This is a genomic window from Natranaerobius trueperi, from assembly GCF_002216005.1.
Taxonomy (GTDB): Bacteria; Bacillota; Natranaerobiia; order Natranaerobiales; family Natranaerobiaceae; genus Natranaerobius_A; species Natranaerobius_A trueperi.
Map to the genome: position 1 here is coordinate 1 of NZ_NIQC01000065.1, position 1,194 is coordinate 1,194.

At 37.7% G+C, this 1,194-nt stretch carries 1 pseudogene; it reads left to right on the forward strand.

Annotation, left to right across the window (positions count from 1 at the left end):
• Window positions 1-82: 82 nt before the first annotated feature.
• Window positions 83-1,130: pseudogene (locus tag CDO51_RS13000) on the forward strand (IS6 family transposase).
• Window positions 1,131-1,194 lie beyond the last annotated feature (64 nt).

Sequence of the window (1,194 nt, forward strand, 5' to 3'; positions counted from 1 at the left end):
TGATATTTGAATCAGTCTCCCGCCCGGAGTTATGATGTTTTTAGGCAGAAAACAAACCCTCCGGGAGAAAGGAGACTGATCCATGACTAAAGTTGTATGTCCTAGATGCTATTCAAACGACCTTTGCGGTTACGGGTACGACAAATATGGTAATAAAAAGTTTCAGTGTAAAAAATGTGGCCGTCAGTGGGCACCTAAGACCCTTACTGAGGGCGGGGATAAAAGAGGCCTTAACAAACCTCATAAATACCCCTCTTGCCCTAAATGCAGAAAAGCTACGTTTTTACATCATGACTATGACTTTTATTCTAATTTGAGGTGTTGTAACAAAAGCTGTAATCATTCTTTCTATGTCCCAAAACCTCAAAGTATTCCGGATCCTTCGCAACTTGATATTGACGGGAAAGTAGACTTCTCTAACATGAGACATTCTCTTCATACTGTTATTCGAGCTCTTTATCTGTACTTTATTAATGGTAGCTCTACTAGAGGTGTCTCTCAGTTCCTTCTTGATTGTGAAGGTATTAAAGTGTCTCATGTTACTATTGCTGATTGGACTAAAAAGTTTGCACCTCTTTTTCTTCATATCTCTAGATATCTAAAGCCAGTTGATCTCGACTCTTCTGATGAGTGGCATGTAGACGAAACTGTAATTAAAGTTAAAGGCAGAAGATTTTACGCCTGGACTATTATTGATGCTGAAACTAGATTTGTACTCGCATATCACCTATCTCCTTATAGAGATAGCCAAGCAGCCTTTAGAGTTTGAATTAACCAAAGAACAGTTTGGACAACCTCGTAGTATTGTTACAGATAGATATTGGGCTTACAATGCTCCAATTAAAGTTTTGTTTCCAAACTCTAATCACATCAGAGTCGAGTCTTTTCAAGATGATATTTCTAACAACTTAATTGAATCTTTTTTTCAGATTCTGAAAAGTTGGGTTAAACAACGCAGAGGCTTTGTTTCTTACCTGTCTGCCAACAAGCTTATTGCTGTTTTTATTTTTGCTTTTAACTTTGTTAGGACAAGCAATGTGCTGAGTCAATCTACTCCTGCTCAAGTTGCTGGCATCACTTATTCTAACCGTGCTAGAACCTCTTGGCTTTTACATAGTAATGCCGCATGACGGTCAAATCTTTTAAAATTTTGCGATTCAAAGAGCTTATTTTTCATAACAACTTAACAGACTC